General features: G+C 71.2%; 20 protein-coding genes. 13 read left to right on the forward strand and 7 right to left on the reverse strand.

Translation table 11 applies throughout. The features are described from left to right. The 7 genes from KY469_16665 to KY469_16695 form a co-directional block, all read left to right on the forward strand. The coding region (locus tag KY469_16665) for a CpaF/VirB11 family protein (GenBank protein ID MBW3664733.1) at window positions 1-641 on the forward strand (641 nt) is incomplete at its 5' end. Continuing rightward, window positions 638-1,531: a hypothetical protein gene (locus tag KY469_16670; protein ID MBW3664734.1), complete on the forward strand. Its 894-nt coding sequence runs from the start codon at window positions 638-640 to the stop codon at window positions 1,529-1,531. The genes KY469_16665 and KY469_16670, both read left to right, overlap by 4 nt. A 13-nt stretch (window positions 1,532-1,544) precedes the next feature. Further along, entirely contained in the window at window positions 1,545-2,450 is a 906-nt protein-coding gene (locus KY469_16675) for a type II secretion system F family protein (protein ID MBW3664735.1), read from the forward strand. Between the two features lie 44 nt (window positions 2,451-2,494). Next, window positions 2,495-2,722 carry a hypothetical protein gene (locus KY469_16680; protein MBW3664736.1) on the forward strand — a complete coding sequence of 76 codons (228 nt, stop codon included), beginning with the start codon at window positions 2,495-2,497 and terminating at the stop codon, window positions 2,720-2,722. A 12-nt stretch (window positions 2,723-2,734) separates the two neighbouring features. Next, entirely contained in the window at window positions 2,735-3,175 is a 441-nt protein-coding gene (locus tag KY469_16685) for a hypothetical protein (GenBank protein ID MBW3664737.1), read from the forward strand. Continuing rightward, a complete protein-coding gene (locus tag KY469_16690; protein MBW3664738.1) occupies window positions 3,175-3,660 on the forward strand; it encodes a hypothetical protein in 486 nt (161 codons plus the stop codon). The genes KY469_16685 and KY469_16690 overlap by 1 nt, the downstream gene beginning before the upstream one ends. Then, the gene (locus tag KY469_16695; protein ID MBW3664739.1) at window positions 3,650-4,108 is read left to right on the forward strand and encodes a hypothetical protein; all 459 of its coding nucleotides are present in this window, start codon (window positions 3,650-3,652) and stop codon (window positions 4,106-4,108) included. The genes KY469_16690 and KY469_16695 overlap by 11 nt, the downstream gene beginning before the upstream one ends. A 31-nt stretch (window positions 4,109-4,139) precedes the next feature. Here KY469_16695 and KY469_16700 read toward each other — a convergent pair whose 3' ends face one another. Next, complete coding sequence (locus KY469_16700; protein ID MBW3664740.1) at window positions 4,140-4,898, reverse strand: DUF427 domain-containing protein; 759 nt, start codon at window positions 4,896-4,898, stop codon at window positions 4,140-4,142. Window positions 4,899-4,982: 84 nt separating this feature from the next. On the opposite strand from KY469_16700, the gene KY469_16705 reads away from it, so the two are divergent. Beyond that, window positions 4,983-5,267 (forward strand): metal-sensitive transcriptional regulator, encoded by a 285-nt coding sequence (locus tag KY469_16705; GenBank protein MBW3664741.1) that lies wholly within the window; start codon window positions 4,983-4,985, stop codon window positions 5,265-5,267. 5 nt (window positions 5,268-5,272) lie between these two features. Continuing rightward, window positions 5,273-5,512, forward strand: coding sequence for a cation transporter (locus KY469_16710; GenBank protein ID MBW3664742.1), 240 nt, complete (start codon window positions 5,273-5,275; stop codon window positions 5,510-5,512). A 47-nt stretch (window positions 5,513-5,559) separates the two neighbouring features. Here KY469_16710 and KY469_16715 read toward each other — a convergent pair whose 3' ends face one another. The 3 genes from KY469_16715 to KY469_16725 form a co-directional block, all read right to left on the reverse strand. Further along, complete coding sequence (locus KY469_16715; GenBank protein ID MBW3664743.1) at window positions 5,560-7,122, reverse strand: cell wall-binding repeat-containing protein; 1,563 nt, start codon at window positions 7,120-7,122, stop codon at window positions 5,560-5,562. Between the two features lie 170 nt (window positions 7,123-7,292). Then, complete coding sequence (locus tag KY469_16720) at window positions 7,293-7,946, reverse strand: AhpC/TSA family protein (GenBank protein MBW3664744.1); 654 nt, start codon at window positions 7,944-7,946, stop codon at window positions 7,293-7,295. Between the two features lie 72 nt (window positions 7,947-8,018). Continuing rightward, window positions 8,019-8,432 (reverse strand): cyclic nucleotide-binding domain-containing protein, encoded by a 414-nt coding sequence (locus KY469_16725; GenBank protein ID MBW3664745.1) that lies wholly within the window; start codon window positions 8,430-8,432, stop codon window positions 8,019-8,021. Window positions 8,433-8,683: 251 nt separating this feature from the next. Between KY469_16725 and KY469_16730 the strand changes: the two genes are divergently transcribed. Together KY469_16730 and KY469_16735 are read left to right on the forward strand one after the other, a co-directional pair. After that, on the forward strand, window positions 8,684-8,938 hold the full coding sequence (locus KY469_16730) for a hypothetical protein (protein ID MBW3664746.1): 255 nt from the start codon (window positions 8,684-8,686) through the stop codon (window positions 8,936-8,938). A gap of 56 nt (window positions 8,939-8,994) precedes the next feature. Continuing rightward, complete coding sequence (locus tag KY469_16735) at window positions 8,995-9,297, forward strand: hypothetical protein (GenBank protein ID MBW3664747.1); 303 nt, start codon at window positions 8,995-8,997, stop codon at window positions 9,295-9,297. 94 nt (window positions 9,298-9,391) lie between these two features. On the opposite strand, the gene KY469_16740 is transcribed toward KY469_16735, so the two are convergent. The 3 genes from KY469_16740 to KY469_16750 all read right to left on the reverse strand — a co-directional run bounded on the left by KY469_16740 (window position 9,392) and on the right by KY469_16750 (window position 15,441). Beyond that, a complete protein-coding gene (locus tag KY469_16740; protein MBW3664748.1) occupies window positions 9,392-10,762 on the reverse strand; it encodes a choice-of-anchor B family protein in 1,371 nt (456 codons plus the stop codon). A gap of 249 nt (window positions 10,763-11,011) precedes the next feature. After that, window positions 11,012-14,527, reverse strand: a complete 3,516-nt coding sequence (locus tag KY469_16745) for a CocE/NonD family hydrolase (GenBank protein MBW3664749.1) — start codon at window positions 14,525-14,527, stop codon at window positions 11,012-11,014. 185 nt (window positions 14,528-14,712) lie between these two features. Next, window positions 14,713-15,441, reverse strand: a complete 729-nt coding sequence (locus KY469_16750) for a DUF1698 domain-containing protein (GenBank protein ID MBW3664750.1) — start codon at window positions 15,439-15,441, stop codon at window positions 14,713-14,715. A 136-nt stretch (window positions 15,442-15,577) separates the two neighbouring features. On the opposite strand from KY469_16750, the gene KY469_16755 reads away from it, so the two are divergent. Both KY469_16755 and ligD read left to right on the forward strand, forming a co-directional pair. After that, the gene (locus KY469_16755; GenBank protein MBW3664751.1) at window positions 15,578-16,189 is read left to right on the forward strand and encodes a DNA ligase; all 612 of its coding nucleotides are present in this window, start codon (window positions 15,578-15,580) and stop codon (window positions 16,187-16,189) included. A gap of 101 nt (window positions 16,190-16,290) precedes the next feature. After that, window positions 16,291-17,202: a non-homologous end-joining DNA ligase gene (gene ligD, locus KY469_16760; protein ID MBW3664752.1), complete on the forward strand. Its 912-nt coding sequence runs from the start codon at window positions 16,291-16,293 to the stop codon at window positions 17,200-17,202. Window positions 17,203-17,232: the final 30 nt, after the last annotated feature.

Raw genomic sequence — 17,232 nt, forward strand, 5'->3', positions numbered from 1 at the left:
CGGCGGAGGAGGTGTTCGAGCTCGACGTGGCGCTGCCCAACGTCGCCTCGATGCAGACCCGCCCCGCCCGTGCCGACCGCCCCGCCGTCGACTTGCGACGGCTCGTCGCGGGGTTCCTGCGCATGGCACCCGACGTCGCCATCGTCGGTGAGGTGCGAGACCGGGAAGCGCTGCCTCTTCTGCTCACGCTGTCGTCCGGTGTGAAGGGCTACACGACGATCCACGCCGGCTCGGCCCGCCAGGCGCTGACGCGGCTGCGGTTCGTGTGCCAGCTGGCCGACACCCACAGCGAGCTGCCGATGTCCGCGCTGAACGCACTCGTGATCGAGGCGGTCGACATCGTCGTGCACTGCTCGCGGGTGGACGACCACCCGCGGGTCAACGAGGTCATCGCGGTCGAGGACAGCCAGACCGGGCCCGACTCGGCCGCGTTCACGGTGACCGAGGTGTTCAACCGCCCGACGTGGGACGCCCCGTTGACCTGGACCGGCAGCCTGCCCACCCGCATCCGCCGTCCGCTCGCCGAGGCCGGTCACGACCTGCGCCAACTCGTCGACGTCGCCCTCGCTCCGGTCCCAGCGGGTGCGGATCGACCCGCTGACGGGGTCCAGATGCACACGCTCGGGAGGGCGGCGACGTGACCGGCGTGGTGCTCGCCGTGGTGGCGGCCTACGGGACGTTCCTGGTCTTCACCGCGGTGGCGCTGGGATGGGCTGGTTTCGGCGTGGGGCCGGAGCGGTTGGTCGCTCGACGGTCCCGGCGACGCTTCGGGGAGTGGCTCGCCCAGTCCGGCGTCGAGAAGGTCGGGGTCAGCGAGTTCCTCGCCGTCGCCGCGACGCTCTTCGTCGTCGGCGTGGGCGCCGGCTGGGCGCTGTTCGGCGGAGCCCTCGCCCCGGTCGCGGCGGGGTGTGGCGCGGCGAGCGTGCCGTTCGCCGTCGCGAGGGGACGCCGCGAGCGCCGCGTCGACCGGGCACGCGAGGCGTGGCCGCGGATGATCGAAGAGGTTCGCCTGCAGGCCACCTCGCTGGGACGCTCGATCCCCCAGGCGCTGTTCACCGTCGGCCGGCGCGCCCCGGACGAGCTGCGCCCCGCCTTCGAGGCGGCTCAGCGCGAGTGGCTGATGTCGACCGACTTCGACCGGACCCTGCGCGTGCTCAAGGCACGCCTCGCCGACGCGACCGCCGACGCCGTGTGCGAGACCCTGCTCATCGCACACGAGGTCGGCGGCGGCGAGGTCGACCGGCGCCTGCGCGCACTGATCGACGACCGCATCCAGGATCTTCAGGGCCGCAAGGACGCGCGCTCCAAGCAGGCCGGCGCGCGCTTCGCCCGGTCGTTCGTGCTGATCGTGCCCCTCGGCATGGCCGGGGTCGGGTTGTCGATCGGCGAGGGACGCGCCGCCTACCAGAGCGCGATCGGGCAGGCCGGCGTCCTCACGGCGCTCGTGCTGATCGCGTTGTGCTGGTGGTGGGCGAGCCGCCTCATGCGCATCCCCGACGAGCAGCGCGTCTTCTTCGAGGACGAGTCGTGATGGGGGCGTCGACGTGAGCCGGATCCTGGTCGCGTCGGGCCTCGCCCTGTGGGCCGGGGCGACGCTGTTGCTGAGCGAGGTGCGATGGTTCGCCCGGCGGCCTCTGACCGAGCGGCTCCGCACCTACGTCCCCGGCGGCCTCGGGGCTCCGAGCCGCGCCGGCCTGCTCTCGATCGAGTCCTTCCGTGATGCCATCGGCCCCGCCGCGCGCGCCCTCGGCGAGCGCTTCTCCCGCGCCTTCGGTATCGCCGAGGATCTCGCGACCCGGCTCCGCCGCGTCCACAGCCCGCTCGACGTCACCGAGTTCCGGGTCCGCCAGGTCGGTTGGGCGACGGCAGGTCTCGGGGCCGGCTTGCTCGTCGCGGTCACCGCCCGCCCACCCGTCCCGCTGGCGCTGCTGCTGACGCTCGGAGCTCCGCTCCTGGCGTTCCTCGCCGTCGAGCAGCGGCTCGCGCTCGCGTCGGCGCGGTGGCAGCGCAACCTCCGCCTCGAGCTCCCCGTCGTCGCCGAGCAGATCGGGATGCTGCTCGGGGCGGGCTACTCGCTGTCGGCCGCGCTGAACCGGGTCGCGGCGCGGGGCGACGGTGCGTGCGCCTTCGACCTCCGGCGAGTCACCGCTCGGGTCCGGCACGGTCTCGCCGAGGCCGACGCGCTGCGGGAGTGGGCAGCTACCTCCCGCGTCGACGCGGTCGAGCGGTTCGTGTCGGTCCTGGCGCTGAACCGCGAGGCGTCGGACCTCGGTCGGCTCATCGGCGAGGAGGCGCGAGCGATCCGACGCGACGTGCAGCGCGACCTCATCGAGCTGATGGAGCGGCGGGCGCAGCAGGTGTGGATCCCGGTCACGGTCGCGACGCTCGTGCCGGGGGTCATCTTCGTGGCGATCCCGTTCGTGGAGGCGCTGCGGGTGTTCGGACGGTGAGGCGGCGAGCTGCGGAGGCTCCCGCCGCGAGGGAAGGAACGAGGATGAGCGACGCAGCGACGCGGGCGTGGATAGGGGCGCGGTCGGGTCTGCGGCAGCAGTGGGACCGGCTGGCGGTGGCGGAGCACGGCGAGGGGGTCATCTCCGCCGCCATCGCCGTGCTGGTGATGGCGTTCCTCGGGGCCGCGATGTGGTTCGCGTTCCAGGCCATCTTCAGCGGGGCGAGCAGCGACATCGCCGAGAACGTCGAGCAGATCGGCGGCGGCGGCTGAGCGGTTGGAGGGGTGCCGACGTGTGATCGGTCGACACGCGCCGCCGACCGTGCGTCGCTCGGCTGGTCGGGCGAGGTCGGCACGAGCCCGATCACGGCGCTGTTCAGCGTCGCGATCTTCCTCGGCTTCCTCCTCGTGGCCGTCCAGGTGCTGGTCCACCTCTACACCACGTCGGTCGTGAACGCGGCCGCCTTCGAGGCAGCTCGGCTCGAGGCGGGCTCGGAGCCGGCGGGACGCGCGACGGCCGAGGCCCACGCGACGGCGCTCCTGGGCGAGTACGGCGAGCAGGTGAGCTTCGACTGGTCTGGCAGCGGCGGCGACGAGATCGTGGTCCGCATCACCGGGCCGAGCCCAGCCGCCCTCATCCGCGCTGTCGGCCAGCTCGCAGGACTCGACACGATCGACCGGCAGGTGCGCGTGCGTGTCGAGCGGTTCGTGGAGACGGAGCCGTGATGCTCGCCGCTCGGCATCGTGACGAGGGTGGGTTCGCCGCGGGCGGCGAGGCGCTGGCGTTCGGGGTGCTGGTCTTCGTCATCGGGACGCTGCTGGTCGTCAACGCGTGGGGCGTCATCGACGCCAAGCTCGCGGCGTCGGCGGCCGCGCGGGAGGCGGCTCGCATCGCCGTTGAGGCGCCCGGAACGATGAGCGCCGAAGGGATCGGGGCGGCCGCAGCGGCGACGGTCCAGCAGGTCCTGGTCGGGTACGGCAAGGACGCGGGGCGTCTCGTGGATGTCGACCTCGGGGCGGAGCAGACCGCCCCGGACGCCCCGCTGTCACGTTGCCAACGCGTGACCGTGACCGTCACCTACCGCGTGCCGACCATCGTGCTGCCGTGGGTCGGCGGACTCGGCACCGGCTTCCGGGTCGTCGGTTCGCACTCCGAACTCGTCGATCCGTTCCGTTCCGGTCTGCCGGGGGAGGCCCGCTGTGATCTCTGAGCGGTGGCGGTGCGAGGACGGCAACGTGCTGCTGCTGTTCCCCGCGGCGGTGCTGGTGCTGGTGATCCTCGGGGCGCTCGCGGTGGACTTCTCTATCGTCTACCTCGGTGAGCGCGAGGCGGCCGATCTGGCTGCTGCGCTGGCCAACGACGCAGCTTCGGCGCTCGACGAGGGCGCGTTCTACGGCGGGGCGGACGCGCGTGGCGGCGAGTTCCGCATCGACGAGGGACGCGCTGCCGCGCTGATCGCCGCTCGTGTGGATGCGCGCGAGCGCGAGGGCGACCGCTTTGAGGTGGTGGGTCAGCCGACGCTGTCGCGGGTCGGGGCGACGCGCCTGCGGGTCACGATCCGAGCCGAGGTTCCGTTCGTGTTCTCCCGAGCGTTACCCGGCGCCCCGCGTGCCGCGACCGTCGAAGCGTCCGCCGAGGTCGACGCGGTCCGGCGCTGACTGGCATCCCCGGCGGTCGGGGCGGGCGGGATCAGGAGAAGGGGCTGCGGGGGCGCGCTTCCAGCTCGCCGTCGACGTAGAGGTCGACCTTCTCGTTGTAGAAGCTCACGTAGCCCGCGATGCCGACGCTCTCGAGGTGCGGTGTCGGGTACCACCAGACGAAGTCGTCGTAGGTCTCACCGTCGAGCACCAGGTCGTAGTAGCTCGCCTCACCCTTGTAGGGGCACTGGGAGTGGCTGTCCGAGGGACGCAGCAGGTCCATGCGGACGTCGGTCTTGGGCAGGTAGTAGCGCGTGGGCAGGCCGGTCTCGAACAGCAGCCGCGGCTGGTGGCTGTCGGCGAGGGTCACTCCGTCCAGCTCAACGCGGACGTGCCGTGAGCTCTGCAGGACGTCGATACGGGTGTAGGGATCGCGCGGGTGGACGTAAACCTGCTCGTCCTCCTCGAACCACGCATCCATCGCGTCCCACTCGAACCGGAGGTGCTCGTTCAACTCCTCGATCTCCGACACCTCGTACCAGCTCACCGCCCCGACGGCTTCGCGGCCACCTGCCTTGACGGTGTGCACCGCGGCGTCTCCGCGGCTGGCGGAGTGGTGGGTCTCGTCGGTCGCGACGAGCAGGTCGGTGCGGACGTCGTCGGCGGGGAGGTAGTAGGTGGGGTAGTACGGGCGCTCCCAGACGAGCTTGACGCGTCTCGAGTCGGCGAGCCACTCGCCGCCGAACAGGATGCGGACGCGCTTGCCCCCGTCCTCGATGCGGCCGCGGCCGCGGCTGGTCTCGGTGGCCATGCTGCCTCCTCCGTCGGTATACCCCCCTACCCTATAGCAGGACTTGGTACCTTGTCGTGTCGACGACCCCTCCAGGAGGACACGGTGGAGCACGGCTACGCGGGGCGCAAGGACGAACTGACCAAGCGGCTGCGCCGCATCGAGGGTCAGGTCCGCGGCCTGGAGCGCATGGTCGAGGAGGACCGCTACTGCATCGATGTGCTCACCCAGATCTCGTCCGTGACCCGTGCGCTGCAGTCGGTCGCGCTCGGGATGCTCGGCGACCACGTCGAGCACTGCGTCGCCGACGCCATCACCGAGGGGCCTGAGTCCGGTCAGGCCAAGATCGATGAAGCCATGGACGCCATCAGCCGACTCGTGAGGAGCTGAAGCACATGACCCGTACCTACTCCGTGCCCGGCGTGTCGTGCGGCCACTGCCAGGCCGCCGTCGAGGGCGAGGTCGGCAAGCTCGCCGGCATCTCGTCGGTCCGCGTCGACCTCGACACCAAGACCGTCACCATCGAGGGTGACGCCCCAGAGGACGAGGTCATCGCCGCCATCGACGAGGCCGGCTACGACGTCGCCGACGCCCAGGGGGACGGCGACGCGAAGGGCCTCCCCGTCGTCTCGTAGCGTGTGCATCGGGACCCGGTAGGCGGGTCCATCTGCACCCCCTGAGGTCAGCTCGCGGTCCACGTGACCTGGCGCGCCCCGTAGTGCTCCAAGGGGCGGCCCTCGCCGTCGACCGGCAGTTGGTTGTCGCCGTCGATGTCGCCGAACACGATGGTCACGGTGCAGTCCTCGGCGTCGCTGGCCAGCGTCCAGGACAGGTCCCCGTGGAGGAACCGCGCGTTGTGGGCGTAGCCCGGATCGATCCGGCTCGCCTCGGTGGCGGACTCGATGCGCACGTCGCCGTTCGTCGAGGTCGCGATCCCATCGGCGAAGCCATCGCCATCCGCGTCGGTGAAGCGGTCCGTCGCCCGGTCCACGTTCCCGCACGGGAACAGCGTCACGTCGAGCGGCTCCTGCAGGGGTCGACGGTCGTGGCGTTCGCGCACGTGCAGATCGACCGTCGCGCCGGCACCGACGGTCACGGGGCGGGTCGGCTCGACGATGTAGGTCTCGCCGGTCTGGCCCTCGCTCGAGTGGCAGTGCTCGGCGTGCTCCACGGCGTCATCGAGCGTGGCCACGTGGAGCGCGTCGGTCCCACCGATCGCGCGCACCACCCCGATGGTCGGGCACACGTCGTGGAGCCAGTCGTGGGTGGGGTCGGCCAGGTCGTCCGGTGGCGTCAGCAGGATCGCGGCGTCGTTGCGCCCCGCGTGCAGCCCTGTGGCGAGGGCGTCGGGGAAGTCGTCCGAGCGGGTCAGCACGGTCAGCTCGCCGTTGTAGTCGAACTCGCGCATGGCGAAGTCGGCCAGCTCGACCGCCGTCGCGGTGCGGTCGTCACCACCGAGCCGGAGCACCGCGGTCAGGTCCTCCTCGAGGTGACGCTCGACGTGCTCGTCGACCGCCTCGGTGCCGCCCACGATGATGGCCTGCTCGATGCCCAGATCCGCGAGCGCCTGCTCGGTCTCAGCGGGGTACGCGTCCGGACGCACCAACAGGATGGGGAACGCGTCGGACTGGGTCGTCGCGAGCGACCCGGCCGCGAGCGCGTCCGGGAACGCCTCACCGCTGGCCACGAACGCCGTGGTGAGTCCCGCGATGCGTCCCAGCTCGTCCTCACGACGATCCACCTCGGCAGCGACGGCGGCGGCGGTCCCGTACCGGGTCGTCCCGGCGAGACGTGCGAGCTCGTAGTCCTCCTCGAGTTCGGCCTCGACCTCGCGGCTGATGGCCTGCTCGCCGCCGAGGAGGTACACGTTGCTCACGCCCAGTTCCTCGAGCGCGCTCGAGGTCACCTCGGGGATCGCGTCCTGCCTGACCAGGAGGAGCGGCGCATCGCTGGCACCGGTCAGGGCCGCGCCCGCGAGAGCGTCCGGGTAGGTCTCACCCGTCGCCAGGACCGCCGCCCCGCTCCCCTCCGGGAACTCCAGACGCGCCAACGTGGCTGCGGTCTCGTAGCGGTCGTCTCCACCGGCTCGTGCAGCGGTGATCTCGTGCGCTGCTTCCGCCGGGCCGGAACCCACGAGCAGCACGCTCGTCACCAGGGTGAGGACGAGCGCGAGCGAGGGTAGGCGCCGCCGCAGCGTTGCACCTTCCGTGTCCTCCTGTGCGGTCGTGCTGGGGGGCGATGTCACGGGGAACTCCGAGTTGGTCGGATGCGAGCGGGATCGGTTGCGCTGAGGGCCGGCACCGCCGTGAAGGCTCGTGGGGAGCTCGGCGGGGCGGTCGCGCGGTCCACACGAACCTACGGCGGCGGACCCTACGAACACCCGACCTCGCATGGACGGACGGCCGGGGCGAGGGCTTAGTCGATCGCGAGGTGGAGCGCGGTGGCCAGGACCCGGGGATCGGGGAAGTCCTCACAGTACTGGTAGCGGTACGCGAGCTGGATGGTCCCGTCGCTGTCGATGACGAACTCGCCAGGTGAGAGCCAGGGGTTGTCGACCATCGGCCGACCGCCCTCGCGGCGCTCCTGCATGAGCTGGTGCCCGATGCCGGGCGGGCAGCGCCAGTACTCCTCCGGTGCGTCGAAGAAGACCTGGGCGACGGTGAAGTCCGGCAGCCCGTAGGCGCGGTAGGCGACCTCGTCGGGGTCGCACAGCACGGGCACGTCGAGGTCATGGGTGTCGCCGTACAGCAACGCCCGCTCCGGCTCGCCCTGCCCGACGATGACGACGTCGGCTCCCAGCGCGCGGTACTCGGACAGCTCGTCGCGTAGACGCGCGGCGCGGTGGAACCCGCAGCCGCAGCCGTAGTGGCGCCAGAACAGCACGAGCGCAGGGTTGTCGGACCAGAAGGTCGACAACCTGCGGATGCCGCCGAGCTGGTCGGCGAGCTCGAAGTCCGGGGCGGGGTCGCCGATCCCGGGGCCGGGGACGTTCAGCACCTGGGGTCCGGTGGACCAACCTTCGAGCCACTGCTGCTCGGCTGCCGCGATCAGGGCCTCGACGTCAGCCACGTACCGCTCCGGGGATCTGGGACGCGCCGAAGGTAGCGGCCTGACCCCCAGCCGGATAGGGGGCGATCGCGGTCAGCCGGCGTCTTGGCGGAGCTGGACAGCGAGCGCCTTGAGGATCTTGCGGGCGAACGCCGGCGCCTCTTCGAGTGCCCGGGCGAACTCGCGGTCGTTGAGGAACAGCGCCACCGTGTCGGTGCGGGCCGCGACCGTCGTATCGTGCGGGGCGCCGTCGATGAGGTTGGTCTCGCCGACGACGGTGCCGGGGCCACGGCGTCCCAGGTGCCAGCTGCGTCGGGACAGCGCCACCTCGCCGTCGATGACGAGGACGAGGTCGTTACCGGCGCCCTCCCGGACCACGACCTGACCTGCCTCGAAGTGCTGCTCGGTGAGACGCTCGGCCAGCGCCCCGAGGTCGCGCTGGCTCAGCGTTTTGAACAGCGGCACGCCCCGCAGCGCCTCGATCCTCGCCTTCTTGGTGGTCCCCATCGCTACCCCCAGCCCGACTCCGGCCGCGATCGTACGTCGACACGAGCGCTGGTCGGCAGAAAGGGCGACCGCTGTCGGTTCGTTGGCAAGCACTTCGGGGGTGGAGGATGAACCGGCGCCTTGGTGCGGCATCCCGATTCACGGGCGGTTGGTCGAACGAACCGATGGCTGTCTCGATCACGACCGCGATGTTCGGGCACACGGATGCGGCCACTCACGATTATGCTCCGTTCTTCACAGTGACTTCACCCGTGTCGAGGAACATCATCCGGTACCGACACGGCTTGGAGCGTGACGGTGACAGCGCCGTGTACAAGGACTACTTCTACGACAAAGTCGTGGAGGCGACACCGCAGTTCGGCGGAGCGTTCCCCGGTATCACCGACGAGGACCACGCGGCCCACAAGACCGAGAAATTCCGCATCACAGCTCAGAAGGACGGCCTCTGGCGAGTTTGGGGTGAGCTCTTCGTGGAGAACCGCGGCAAGGCACGGGATTCATGCTGACGCCACTCTCACGGCGACTGCGTCCGCGGCGACTGCGTCGAACCGACGCATCCCTTGTGCGGAAGGGCACTCAACGCACGATCTTCATCCGATCGATCCTGGTACTCCTGATCCTGTTGCTAGTGGGCCTCGCCGTTGGCTTCGTCGGCCCTGTGCCGGTGCGGACTGCCGTTGTCGTCTGGTCCCAGGCGGCCTTCATCTGGTGGTTCATCTTCGCCGCTCTCTTCTCGAAGAAGGCCGCCGACGAGATCACCGGACGGCATCCGGTCTCGGTGCTCGTCGTCGCCGCGGTCGTCTTCTTCCTGTTTCCGCTCAGCTTGGCTGCGTGGCCGGGTGCGCGCAGCCCCTTGGCCGACTGAGTCCGGATCGAGGTCGCCCCAGAGGTTCAGGCTCCCATTAGGGGCGCGCACCTGATCACGGACGAGGCGGCGGTCGTCCCAGTCGATCGCGATGTCAGCGCGTCCGGGCGTCGAACTCGTGCTCGGCGAGCACATCGTCGTGGACATCGACGAGGAACAGGCCGTCGTAGCTGGTCACGGCGACCACACCGTCACCGAAGTAGGGGTAGTTGCTCCACGTGCCGTCGAAGGTGGGCTTGTCGTTGTCGGGGTAGACGTCGAAGTACCCGATGGGCTCGAGGCCCTCGCTCGTGGGTGTCTCGGCGTCGTACAGGCCCGCTGTGGAGAGCACACGCAGCCCGCTGGTGTAGTTGCTCTGGTACACGAGCCCGCTGAGCGTGTACATGTTGTGGTCGATCGACGTGTTGTCGTGCCAGTAGTCGACACCGGGCGCGATCGCGTCCAGGTCGCTCATGTCGAAGATGATGGTGCGGGTGCGGTCGTTGTCGCCGTTGCCGTTCTCGTCGCCCTCGTCCCCGAGCAGGAAGAAGCGTCGGTCCTCGGTGAACCAGCCCTGGTGGGTGTACTGCGGCCGGGTGTAGGCGACCTTGTTTATGACCTCGACGTTGGCGGGGTCGGTGACGTCGACGACCGAGATCTTGGTCTCGGACGAGTTGACGCAGATCTCCTTGCCGTGGTGGTCGGTGTCGGGGCCGTCGTAGACGATGCACTGGGTGTCGTGGATGTAGCCGTCGCCGCGGTAGCAGCCCGCGTAAGCAGGAGCGGTGGGATCGCTCGCGTCGACGATGTGCAGCCCGTTGCCGCACGAGCCCGAGCCCTGGGACGTGCCGCCTCCGACGATGTAGACGCGGTCGGTGTCGTCGTTGGCCGCGACGTTGTGCGCGGAGGTGGTCTGCGGCAGGTAGTTGGTGTCCGGCAGCCACAGCTGGGGGCCCGTCGCCGCTTCGAGCTGGGTCAGGTCGAACACCTGCATGCCGTGGGCGTAGGACTCGCTGACGATGAAGGCGTGGTCGTTCACGATCTTGATGTCGTGCCAGATCCGCGGGGCGCCGGTGTTGGGTAGGTCGCCCAGGTACACGGGGTTGCTGGGGTCGGTCACGCGGAAGAACTTCACGCCGTCGGTGGCTCCGGCGATGACGTAGTTCTCGCCAGAGTCGGAGGTCCAGCCCCACACGTCGCTGTACTCGACGGCCGTGTAGCGGTCGACTCCGTCGACGAGGCGTGACTCGGTGATGGGGGTGAAGCTGAGGAGGTCGATGTTCTGGCACGGGAACTCGTCGGCGAACCCGTCCACGCACGGCACGTCGCGCACCGTCTCGGTGGGGATCTGCAGCGATGGTGTACGGATTTGCTGCTTGTGGTCGTGCTCGTGCAGCTCGTCGGGGCTGAACACGCCGACGGCGTTGGTCAGCGCGAGGCCGCTCACGGCGACGAGTGCGAGGTAGCGCAGGGGCGTGCGGCGCACGGTGCATCTCCGGGTCGGGGCGAGATCCTCCATGAGGAGCCTTCGCCACCCGCCCCGCCGTCTCCTGCCCTCACGGCGTATCGAGTACCACCCCGTGCGGCGCCCCGCCCGCAGCGGGGCGTGGCGGGTCGCGGCGGTGGCTGCGTGGAGACCTGGCCTCACATGTGAGTCAGATCCGACACGGAGCGGGGGTCGGGGCGTTCCGGCGCCCCGCCCGCAGCGGGGCGTTTCACGTCCATCGGGGTGGGGTCAGTCGAGGGGGTCGGGGCGGCACTCGAGACGGACCGCGGTGCCGCACGCGAACTGCCCCTCCTGGCCCCGGAACTCGGCGGGGATCGGGGCGTCGACGAGCGGCAGCACGAGGCTGGAACTGTGCTCGGTCGACCAGTGCACGGTCACGACCGCCGGGGTCGGGTCGGCCGCGAAGCCCCACAGCTGCGGGGCGGCGGTCGGGGCCTCGATCCACAGCCGCAGGCTGCTGCCCGCACGGAACACGTGACCGAACGGGAAGATCTCGACCCGGGCGAGGCTCGGCTCGGTCGCCGACAAGGGCTGCTGGTCGTAGCGTGAGTGGGTCTGGTACGGCGCCAGCTCGGTGGAGCGGCTGTCGTCGAGCTCGCGCTGCGACGTGCGCAGCCAGCCCTGCTGGACGTACACCTCGGTGCCGTCGGGGCGCACCTCGGTCAGCGTGACCTGCAGGTCGACGTTCGGGGCGGTCGCGCTGATCCACAGGTCCGCCGAGCCCGAGCCCAGGAGCGTGACGTCGTCCTCGAACGCCGCGGTCTGGAACGCGAGAGCGCTGCCCGGTGGCGGCGAGTACTTGTCCCACATGCCGGCGTCGGGGCCGCCACCCCACTTCGCGTTGCCGATGCCCTGCTGTCCGGCGGGGTTGTGGGCGTACAGCGGGCCGTCCGCGGTCGCCCCGCCACTGAACTGCAGCGGCATGTCGACCAGCGGGATGCGCCACGGCGTCGCCGCCCCGGACCACGCCTGAAGCGTGGTCGCCCAGCGCGAGGACGTCTCGTCCTGCTCCCACAGCACCCTGATGGGCGGCTCGGCGAGGTAGTCCTCCAGCGCGGTGCCGTCGCGCAGCACGTCACGTTGCTCGAGGTGCGCCTCGAAGAAGCGGTCGAGCTCGCGGAGCTGCTCCGGCTCGCGGTAGGTGCCGTGGTCGCCGTTGGAGAGCACGGCGCGGTAGTCCACGCCGAGGCGCTCGAGGTCCTCGAGGAAGCGCACGTTGCGCGACGACAGCTGCTCGTCCTGCCAGCTCAGCGCCTGGAACACCGGCACCTCCATGCGGTGCGCCCCGTACAGCGGCGAGCGGTCGCGGATCAGCGGGTCGTCGGTGGTGTGCTCCTGCGCCTGCACGAACGGGTTGTACCGGGCGCTGGTCGCGTTGTGGGCCTGGTGCTCGGCGCAGGTCTGGTCGCCGGCGAACACGTCGTTGGCCGCGCCCGCGAGGTCCTGGGCGGGGCGGGCCGCGAACGACCAGAGTGCTGCGAAGGCGTAGTTGAAGATGCCGCCGGGGAAGGCCACGTCGCGGTAGACGTCGGCGAAGTAGTGCCCCGGCGCGATCGCGACCAGCGACGGCGGGGCGGTGTTGGCGGTGAACAGCTGGGTGATGCCGGGGTAGGACTTGCCGACCATCGCGACGCGCCCCGCGGACCACTCGCGCGAGGCGAGCCACTCGACCATCTCGTAGCCGTCGACGCCCTCGGCAGGCTGGAAGAAGTCGAACACGCCACCCGAGCAACCCGTGCCGCGGACCTGCAGGCCCGCCAGCGCGTAGCCCTTCGGCAGGTACCGGGACGCGTAGCCGGAGTCAGGGTCGCCCCCGGCGAAGTAGCCGTCGTAGGTGAGCAGCACCGGGTAGGGGCCCTCGCCGGCGGGGCGCACGAGCTCGTAGGCGAGCTCGACCCCGTCGCGGACGGTGAGGTAGCCCCACTCGCGGACGGCGTCGACGCCGCCGACCTTCCCCGTGCTCGTGCCGACGGCACGGCTCGTGGCCTCGTGCCCGCGCGCCGCCCCGACGTCCGTCAGGGGCGTTGCGGACGGGATGCCTCCGTCGCAGTCGGGGACGGGGCGCTTCGGCGGCGTTCGCTGCGTGACCAACAGGCCGCACGCCTCCTCGACGACCGGCAGCCGCAGGGTCACGTCGGACAGCGTCGCGGTGAAGCCGTCCTTGGGGGTGTTGACGTGGCTGACGTCGCGGATCACCAGACGCAGCCGCGACCCGGGAGCCAGCGCGCGGTCCTTGGGGTAGGTGCGGATGCGGTAGGGGACGGGGTGGCCGACCTGCGGCGGCACCTGGCGCAGCGTCGACTCGGCGTGGTCCAGCGATAGCCACCCGATGTTCAGCTGGCGCGAGCTGCCGTCGGCGCGTACCTCCTCGAGGCGCACCTCGAGGTCGGCGGCGGGGCGGTCGACCGCGGCGGTGAGCTCGACCAGCGCGCGCCCCGACAGGTGCAGCCCGTCCGCGAACGGCTCAGTGAGGTAGGCCGCCTGGCTCGCGCCGACGGGTCCGGCGACGACCGATCCCGCCGGACCCGTGCCCTCACCGGAGGTCAGCGCCCCGTCCACGGTCGCACCGAAGACGTGCTCGGTCCCCATCTGGCTGAAGCTCGGGACGGCGCGCCAGACGTTGGACTCGTCCTGCACCTGCACCGGCGGCCAGTGCTCGATGCCGGTGTCGAGGCCGAGCAGCTCGTGGTCGAACCACGCGTGGATCGTGTCGTACCAGTCGTCCCGGGCCACCTGGTTCGGGGCGTCGTAGGGGTAGAAGTGGGCCCACTGGCCCCAGATGGCGCGCTTGAACGTCGGGATCTGGTCGAACCAGCCGTCGATCGCGATGGGCGTGACGATGCCGTCGTTGAGGCCGTGCACGTGCAGCACGCTCGCCTCGATGTCGCGCACGCCGGGGCGGAAGTCGCGCTCGGCCCAGTACAGGTCGCGGTCGCCGTCGGGCGCGGCTCCCTCGGCGAGGTTCTCGGGGTGGCAACCCGGTCGCTCGTGGTAGACGGTCGCGCCCTCGACCTCGGTCGGAAGATCGAGGCCAACGGGGGCGTAGACCGCCGCGGCGAGCGCCCCGTCGGTGCCCACCGGCACGCCGTCGAAGGCGTAGACGTCGTAGAGGCTGCTGATCCCGGCCACGGTCACCATGGTGGTGAGCCCCTCGGGGCGCAGGATCGCCCCGGCGTTCTGGGTCTCGGCGTCGTAGCTCTTGCCGTAGCTGCCGACCGCCCCGCTGCTCCACGGCTGGGCGGCGTAGTGCTCGACGAAGGTCTCGAAGTCGCGCGCCTGGTTGGGCGAGTCCTGCTCGAGGCAGCCGCCGCTGTTGCCGGTGCCGCGTACGTCACTCAGCACGACGGTGTAGCCCTTGGGGGTGAAGTACTCGACGATGTCCAGCGAGCGGTCGCGCGCGCCCAGCAGCACCCCGGGGTAGTAGGGCGAGTGGACGAGGATCACCGGGGTGAGCCAGTCCGGGTCGGAGGAGGTGTCGGGGCGGTACACGCGCGCGTGGAGCTGGGTGCCGTCGTGGGCGGTGAGGTAGTCGTGCGTCGGCGTGCTCGCCTCGGGGAAGCGGTCCTCGGAGAGGCCCCTCGGGGCGAAGGTGAGCGGGGCGCCGGTGGCGGTCTGCTCGGACTCGCCCTCGCGGGTCGCGGTGCCGTCGAGCAGCCACCTCAACTCGGCATCGTCGAAGGTGTACGCGGGCAGCAGGGTCGCCGCCAGGACGGCGGCGAGCAGCGCGGAGAGGTGACGACGCACGGCGGTGCTCCGGAGGGGGTCAGCGGGCGGTCACGGAGGGTTTCGACGCCGGGACGCGGCGTCCCTGCTTCGCCTGAGTGGGAGCAGTTGGCTGCGCTGGGCGACGCGGGCTTCTGCTCCCGCTCGCGCGGCGTGGACTGAGTGGGAGCAGTTGCCTGGGCCGCGGACTTCTGCTCCCGCTCGGGTCAGCGGGTGGCGTGGACGGTCCGGGTGAGCTGGGCGTCGCCCCGCGTGTCGGTGATCCACGCCTGGCCCTGCAGGGTCACGTCGTGGAAGCCGGCGCCCTCGACCCAGCCCTTCAGGCACGCGTCGTTGGGGTACCACCACGAGTGCACCGAGTCGCCGACCCGGAACCGTGCCGCGGGCGTGGCGGCGTGGGGACCCTGGGACAGCGGGGCGTCGACCGGTTCCATCACGATGAGGCGCCCGCCCGGGTTCAGCGCGTCGTGGATGCGCTCGAGGCCTCCGACCGGATCACGGAGGTGGAGCAGGATCGCCCCGACGAACACCAGGTCCACCGGGCCGCCGATGGCGTCCGGGGCCAGCGACGACACGGGGACGGCGCGACGGTCGACGGATGATCCCCGCAGCGACGCGACCGCGCGGAAGCCGTCGCCGAGGGTCTCGCGGACGGGGATGGAGTCCCAGTGGATGCGCGCGACGTCGGGCCACGGCGAGCGGTCGGCATCGATGGCGACCACCTCTGCGGCGCCCCGCCGTTCCATCTCGAACGACCAGAACCCGTCGTAGCTGCCCACGTCGAGGCAGCGCATCCCCGACAGGTCGTCGGGGAAGCCGGCGAGGTGCACCCACGGCCGCAGGTCGACCAGTCCCGGCGTGGTCACGCCGTCGGCCAGCTCGATCGAGTGGTACCAGTCGTGCTCGAGCGCCAGCACGTCCTCGACGGTCGTCACGGAGAAACCCCTCCCCCCTGCCTGCTCGGCGGCGAACCCTAGCCCCGCAGCCCGCGCCGACCGCCGGGCCGGTCCGAACGGACGCGCTCCCGGTCCCCGATTCCGAGACCGCTCCGTAACGTCGGAGGCGGAGGTGGTGGCCGTGACCGACCCGCTGCGCCGGTACCGCGAGATGCGTGACCTCGACGCCTCGCCCGAACCCGGGGGGTACGGGGCGCGCGAGCCGGGCGAGGCGCCGATCTTCGTCGTGCAGGAGCACGACGCCTCCAGCCACCACTTCGACGTGCGACTCGAGGCCGACGGGGTGCTGATCTCGTGGGCGGTGCCCAAGGGCCCCTCGACGGACCCGTCGGACAAGCGGCTGGCCGTCCACGTCGAGGACCACCCGCTCGACTACGCCGACTTCGAGGGCGCGATCCCGGAGGAGCAGTACGGCACCGGTCCGGTGATCGTGTGGGACATCGGCCCCTACCGCAACCTCACCACCGATGATGACGGCGAGATCAGGTCGGTCCGTGACGCGGTCGCGGACGGCCACGTCAAGGTGTGGCTGGAGGGCCGCAAGATCCGAGGTGGCTACGTCTTCCAGCACGCGCGCGTCGGCGGCGACGACGACAACTGGCTGCTCGTCAAGCTCGACGACGACGGCGCCGACGCACGCCGCAACCCCACGTCGACCGAGCCGGAGTCGGTGCTCAGCGGCAGGACCATCGGCGACGTGCGCGAGGAGGAGGGCGCGGATGCCTAGACGAGGATCCGACGAGGTCGTGCGCGAGCGACCGCGCCCCGCCGCCTGACCCGACCATCCGCCACCCCGCGAGGAGACCGACCGTGCCGGAGCAACGCACCATCGACACCGCCGAGCGCCGCGTCGAGGTGAGCCGCCCCGACAAGGTGCTGTTCCCCGACGACGGCATCACCAAGGCGGACCTCGCCGAGTACCACGCCCGGATCGCCGAGGTCGCCGCGCCGCACCTGCGCGATCGCCCCCTGGCGCTGCGCCGCTTCCCCGACGGCATCGGGGCGGGCGGCTTCTTCCAGAAGGACTGGGACGGGCGGCCGCCCGAGTGGGTCCGCACGGTCCCGATCGAGCGGGCCGACGGTGAGGAGCTGGACCACGTGATCGCCGGGGATGCCGCGACGCTGGTGTGGCTCGCCGACCGCGCGGCCATCGAGCTGCATGGGTGGCTCGCCCGCAGCGACGACCTGCACCATCCCGACCAGCTCGTCGTGGATCTCGATCCATCGGACGACGACATCGCCGCGGCTCGGTCGGCGACCCGACGGGTCCGGGACCTGCTCGACGAGCTCGGCCTCGGCGAACGGTGGCTGAAGACCAGCGGCTCGAAGGGCTACCACGTGCACGTGCCCCTCGACCGCAGCGCCGACTTCGACACCGTGCGGAGCTTCGCGCGGCGGGCGATGGAGCTGCTGGCTCGCCGCTACCCGGACGAGCTGACCACCGAACAGCGCAAGGCCAAGCGAGCGGGGCGGACCTACCTCGACGTGGGTCGCAACGCCTACGGGCAGACCGCCGTCGCGCCCTACACGGTGCGGGCTCACCGCGGGGCGCCGGTCGCGACACCGATCGATTGGCACGAGCTGGGCGAGACCGACCCCCAGCGCTACACGATCCGCAACCTCTTCCGGCGCCTGGGGCAGAAGGACGACCCCTGGACCGGCTTCGCCGATCGGGCGCGGTCGCTCACCGACGCCCAGTGCCGGCTCGACGAGCTCCTCGCCGACACCCCGCCCCGCTGACCCCGACGTCCCGCTGTGGGTCGACCTTCG

Source organism: Actinomycetota bacterium, from assembly GCA_019347575.1.
In the GTDB taxonomy this organism is placed as follows: Bacteria; Actinomycetota; Nitriliruptoria; order Nitriliruptorales; family Nitriliruptoraceae; genus JAHWKY01.